This is a genomic window from Thalassospira sp. UBA1131 (assembly GCF_002311515.1).
Classification (GTDB): domain Bacteria; phylum Pseudomonadota; class Alphaproteobacteria; order Rhodospirillales; family Thalassospiraceae; genus Thalassospira.
Map to the genome: position 1 here is coordinate 6,885 of NZ_DCAO01000134.1, position 5,744 is coordinate 12,628.

Consider the following 5,744-nt stretch of genomic DNA (forward strand, 5'->3'; position numbering starts at 1 on the left):
ACCAACTGAGCTACACCCGCATGGTGCGTGGCGCGGTTTTTAGCAGCCGGTCACAGGTGGTGCAAGCGCTTTTTTGCCATGATTTTTCAATTTTTAACCGCGTTCTTCCGGCGGTAGAAACCGACCCTGCATCGGGCACGTTAAAGTTCACCTGTCGGGCTTTGCGAAGGCAGGCAGGTGAGGGGGATATGTGGGATTGCAAGGCGCGCATAAGCACCACCTGAGACTGCATCGTGAAATGCTTCCCAGTAAGCGAGATCGTCTGCGGTCAAGAGGCGTGGGCTATTCGCGCGGTTCTGCGTAGCGTTCGGTCAGTTTGGTCAGGGCCGCGACAGTTGCCTGTTCGACGGTTGAACCAAAACCGGTCACGCGGCCGGCCAGAATGACATAAAGCGAGTCGATGTGAAGCTGGATCACCAGCAGCTGTTTTTCGTTGGCCGTGGTGCGGTCGGCAACGAAGATTTCCATCGATTTTGCGATCTGGGTCATCAGGGGATACTGGAACGTTCCGCCCAGGGCCTTGACCGAATAGGCAAGGTCATTTGCCGCGATGATGGCTTCTGGCCGCTTGGGCTTGTCGCGCAGGGCGTTGATTACCAGTTTGCGGCATTCCATCAGGTCCTTGCCGATGTCACGGACAAAGGTCTCGGAGCTGCGCTGTACAACCTGTTCGAGCTCTTCAAGCTGTTCAGGTGACAGGTTGATGTCAAATCCCTTGATGAAGTTGACAGCTTTGCGTTTCAGATCGGTCTGCGCAGGGATGATCTGCACATTCTTCTTTTTCTTAGGTTCTTCCGGCTTCACGATGGCTCCGCTTCCCCAGTCATAATGGGTCATTCGTCAAGGCTCCTACGATCAGGACCATCAAACTGGACCTGTCTGCGACGTCGGTCCGGGCCAAAATACGTTCCAGTGTTAATGAAACGTCTTGGTCGGGCGATCACCGAAACCAGACGGCTGTAAAGTGCCTTGGCGTTAAAGGGTTTGGCAAGAAATTCAGTAATCCCAAGGTCACGTGCCGTCGTCACATAACGCATCTCGGAATGTGCGGTCAGCATAATCACCGGAATGAACCGGTTTGGCGAATTGGTCGAATTGCGCATGACATCGAGGAATTCGAGGCCATCCATACCGCGCAAGCGCCATTCACAAATCACGATATCAATTTTTTCGGTGCGTAGTACGTCAAAGGCATTATTCGGCGATTTTACACGCTGGATATGACTGGCTCCGAGATAGGCGAGCGTGTCATAGACCACCTGAGCTGAAATCTTGTCCCCGTCAACGATCAGAAAACTAATCTTACTAAAGTCTATTTTCGCGTTCATCCGGCCTCGGTTCCTGAGCATCATCACGAAATGCGTCGCTGTTCAGGGGGATACAGCAGCAAATCTAACCAGTTGCTGATGTATAAACCCTTATACCTTTGTCTGGTTTCCAGCAAGGCCAAACCACTCTGTGTTCAGCCCGAAAATCTGACAAATACTGACCCCAAGCCAGTTGAAAAGTTAGAACAAACGACGTTTACGTCTTTTTGTTTTTGATGCTCGCGTCCGGTTTGAACACACCCAATATTGGGCCTTTTTTTTAATAGTAAAGAGGAAGATCTTTTTTATTTCATGGGCTTGGTGACGCCGTCGTCATCAATCACCTTAACGGCAACACCGGACTCCTCGAACATTTCGGTCGATATCTTCATATCCTGTTCCCAGCGTTCAAGAAAGTCCGGGGTTAGTTTTGACTTGTCGACATAGACCTCGGCGATGCCCGCCTGAATGATGGCGCGTGCGCAATCACAGCATGGAAAGTGCGTGACATACAGGGCGCAGCCATCAAGGGATGTGCCGGTGTAGCTGGCATTATAAATCGCATTGCGTTCGGCATGTTCGGTATAGGCGTATTTTTCCGGACGCTGATGGCGGCTTTCGACTTCGTCATCGACCCCGCGCGGAAACCCGTTATAGCCAACAGCACGAATTTCTTTTTTCGGGCCGATGACAACGGCACCGACCTGGGTGCTGCGGTCTTTTGACCAGTCTGCAATATGGGCTGCAAGTCCAAGAAAGCGGTGGTGCCATTTGCTCATGAAAAGGGTCCTGTCTGCGCCGTAAAATTGGTCTGTTGGGCATTCGTTTTTGACCGGCACGTTTCACCGGTACGGGTTCTTTAAAGAAGGTGCTTCTTGTAATTGTCCAGCGAAAAATCACATTTTTGTAAAGGCATTTAATGAAAAGTCCCTGTTCAAATAGGGGCTGATTGATTATTAAGGGGTTACCCCCAGAAAAGATCAGGACGCCTTTTCGTCTCGCCGCAGATGCAGGCCGAAGCGGGAAGGCTCACGTGTAAACCGAATAACAAGAGGTAGTAGCCGATGCGCCGTCAACGTAAGGCGAAGATCATCGCGACCCTGGGGCCGGCAAGTTCAAAGCCAGAAATCCTCGAGAAAATTGTGCAGACAGGTGTGGATGTGTTCCGCCTGAACTTCTCGCATGGGGAACACTCAGAACATCTGGCCCGTTTTGAAGCGATCCGTGTCGTCGAAGAAAAACTCGGCCGCCCGATCGGTATTTTGATGGATCTTCAAGGTCCGAAAATTCGTGTTGGCACCTTTGCCGACGGTGAGGTTGAACTCACCGCCGGTGATACGTTCAAATTCGATATGGACAAGAAGCCGGGTGACAACACGCGCGTGTCGCTTCCGCATCCGGAAGTCTATGCTGCAATCAAGCCGGGTGCGAACCTGCTGCTTGATGATGGCAAACTGCGCATGCGTGTCGAGAAATGCGACGACAAGTCGGCCGAATGTACCGTCATTACCGGTGGGCCGCTTTCCAACCGCAAGGGTGTCAACCTTCCGGATGTGATGTTGCCGCTCTCGCCGCTGACCGAAAAGGACCGTGCCGATCTGGATTACGGTCTGGAGATGGGCGTTGATTTCGTGGCGCTTTCGTTTGTGCAGCGCCCCGAAGACGTTGCCGAGGCCCGCAAGATCATTCAGGGCCGTGCAGCCATCGTTTCCAAACTGGAAAAGCCGCAGGCGATTGATCACCTTGATGAGATTGTCGATCTGTCGGACATGATCATGGTTGCCCGTGGTGACCTTGGTGTCGAATGCCCACCGGAAGATGTGCCTATCCTGCAGAAACGTATCATCAAAGCGTGCCGCGAAGCTGGCAAGCCGGTGATCGTTGCAACCCAGATGCTTGACTCGATGGTGTCCAATCCGGCACCGACCCGTGCCGAAGCATCCGACGTTGCGACTGCGATCTATGACGGTGCCGATGCGGTGATGCTGTCAGCCGAAAGTGCGGTTGGTAAATATCCGCTTGAAACCGTTTCGATCATGGACCGTATCCTGCGCCGTGTGGAGCAGGACGATCTTTATTACCGTATGCGTGACGCCAACCGCCCGGATCCGGAGCATAACGCACCGGATGCAATCAGTGCAGCCGCCCGTCAGGTGGCCACCACCATTGGTGCGAAGGCAGTTGTTAACTATACATCGTCCGGGTCGACGGCATTCCGTGCTGCACGTGAACGTCCGGAAGTGCCAATTCTTGGCCTGACCCCGCGGATTCAGACCGCACGTCGCCTTGCCTTGTGCTGGGGCGTGCATCCGGTCTTTACCCGTGATGCCACCAACTTTGCCGAAATGGTCGGGATCGCCACCGAAGTGGCAAAGCGTGAAGAATTTGCAGGACCGGGTGATTCGCTTGTTATCACCGCTGGTGTGCCGTTCGGAACGCCGGGGGCGACCAATATTCTGCGCATTGCATGGGTCGGCAATAATTAACGCAAGTGATTGCGTGAAACGATTTTCGATGACGGGCGTCCTTTTGGGGCGCCCGTTTTCATTTGCGCAGACTGCCAGAATTTCGTCGGCGTGCAGGTTTTTCGATGGCAACGGGCAGGAGGGGGCATAGACCCCTGTATCGTTAATGTTTTTTTGAGTCTTTGCGCCGATAGTCATTCTGTAATCAAGGCTCTGTCTATTGATATGTGCCCTTGAGATTGGGTTATGAAAATTAGACGCCTTGTCTGGTTGTGTAACACTGTCAGTTTGGGTTAAGCTGTTCTGACAAAACACAAAAATAAGGCATCGCAACGTCGATGTCGATACGCCGCCAGGCACGGGACCAGGGGAATTACTGCGATAATGCTGAGTTGGATGTTCAATCGGCAGAAAAATGCGGGCGATGGGGGGCTTGATGATAAAGCCTCGGCCAAGCTGCGTGATCTGGCCGACACTGTTCGCACCATCGCACCTGAAACGTTTGGATCTGATACAGGTCGCGTTCAGGGTCGCGCGATTCCCCGCAGACATGTTTCCGAAAATAACGCCGATGCATCGGCCCTTGAACACGCAGCCCGTCTGTCGTCTGAACTGGACGCGCTCGACGATGCCGAGGATGTACCTGATTTTGACAGCGACGTGCGTATGGATGTGGCGCGCCGTCTGCGTCGGCATCTGACAGATTTGAGCCCGTCTGAACGACTGGAAATGGTTGACGAGTTTGTTTCGGCGATTGCCAATATGGGCGACTGTTATCGCCCGCAGGTGATTGCGCTGATCGAACAGGAGCTGGGCCATACACCGTATATGACCCGTCAGGCCGCAAATCGCCTGCGTCAGGATATTCAGGCGATTGGCCGCGTATCGATTGCCGATTATATCGAGCTTCTGAGCGATTCCGATTTCCTTGATATCATGCGTGGGCGCGGTGAATTTATTCAGACCGCAGCCGAACGTGAACGTGCCGAGCTTGAGGCCGCCGCCAAGGCCCGCCTGATCGAGCAGCAGGCGGAAAAGGAAAAGGGCGGTTTGTTGAACCGGTTGCTGTCATCTGATGACGCGCCGCGAAACGTTGTGCCGATGACGCCGCATTTTGTTGAAAAGACCGCAAAACCAAAGGTGCCGGAGAACGATATCCTCGGTGGTCAGAATCGCATTTCACGTCAGGCCCAGCGCCGTATTGCCCATTTCATCATGGCGTCCCTGTTTGACACGCTGGTCGAGCAGGGCCGGATGCGGACCGAGGTTGCCCGCGCGTTGCGCCAGTCGGTCCGTCAGCGGATTGAAAAGGCCCGTTTTGAAAACCGGATGCTGATGCCGTCGCGTGATAGAGACATGGATGTCGAGATCGCAGACAATGAAATGGTCGACAACGATGTCATTGAGGCAACAGATGCCAAGATGACGATTGACCAGTATGTGCTTGATGCCCTGTCGCGCAATGATGATGCACTGGTGGTTCAGGCACTTGCCCATTACGCGCAAATTCGCGCCAATGCCGTTTCCAAAATCCTTGATTCCGGCAGTGCCCGGGCGATCACAGCCCTTGCATGGCGGGCAGGGATGACCGCACCTGCAGCGGTCGTCTTGCAGATCAGCAACGGTATCCCGGAATCGGCAATTGAAAGCCCGGCGGCCGGTGGTCGTTTTGCAATGGCAGCTGCCGATATGGACTGGTACATCGATTTCTTTAGCGACATGAAGCCGGTGGCTTCGCGCATGAAGGTCGAAAAAGAAAGCGAACCTGCGCCGGCATCTGCACAGACGGCAAAGCCAACCGGCAGGACCATGTCGCGCGGTCAGGGACTTCGACCGCGCAGCGGGCGCAACAGTGGCGGGCTCGAGGGGCTCGTCTCTGACAGGCGGTCCAAAGGTCTCAAAGAGGACTGAGTGCCATGAGCAGCAATCACGGCATCTCTTATGACGGGCTGAAACATGCCCTTACCATCAA

Annotated in this window: 6 protein-coding genes; 3 read left to right on the top strand and 3 right to left on the bottom strand. The window is 54.0% G+C overall.

Annotated features, from left to right (window positions below; translation table 11 throughout):
• Window positions 1-224 (top strand): hypothetical protein (locus B3Z49_RS21865; protein WP_296994965.1); only part of this gene is annotated, 224 nt, incomplete at its 5' end.
• Between the two features lie 58 nt (window positions 225-282).
• Here the strand turns inward: B3Z49_RS21865 and B3Z49_RS21870 are convergent.
• From B3Z49_RS21870 to B3Z49_RS21880, 3 genes are all read right to left on the bottom strand, one after another.
• Complete coding sequence (locus B3Z49_RS21870; protein WP_008890967.1) at window positions 283-837, bottom strand: hypothetical protein; 555 nt, start codon at window positions 835-837, stop codon at window positions 283-285.
• A complete protein-coding gene (locus tag B3Z49_RS21875; protein ID WP_008890966.1) occupies window positions 834-1,328 on the bottom strand; it encodes a response regulator in 495 nt (164 codons plus the stop codon). The genes B3Z49_RS21870 and B3Z49_RS21875 overlap by 4 nt, the downstream gene beginning before the upstream one ends.
• A gap of 284 nt (window positions 1,329-1,612) precedes the next feature.
• Entirely contained in the window at window positions 1,613-2,086 is a 474-nt protein-coding gene (locus B3Z49_RS21880) for a deoxycytidylate deaminase (protein ID WP_008890965.1), read from the bottom strand.
• A 285-nt stretch (window positions 2,087-2,371) separates the two neighbouring features.
• On the opposite strand from B3Z49_RS21880, the gene pyk reads away from it, so the two are divergent.
• Both pyk and B3Z49_RS21890 read left to right on the top strand, forming a co-directional pair.
• Complete coding sequence (gene pyk, locus B3Z49_RS21885) at window positions 2,372-3,793, top strand: pyruvate kinase (RefSeq protein WP_008890964.1); 1,422 nt, start codon at window positions 2,372-2,374, stop codon at window positions 3,791-3,793.
• 363 nt (window positions 3,794-4,156) lie between these two features.
• Window positions 4,157-5,683: a DUF2336 domain-containing protein gene (locus B3Z49_RS21890; protein WP_296994968.1), complete on the top strand. Its 1,527-nt coding sequence runs from the start codon at window positions 4,157-4,159 to the stop codon at window positions 5,681-5,683.
• The last annotated feature ends 61 nt before the right edge of the window (window positions 5,684-5,744 follow it).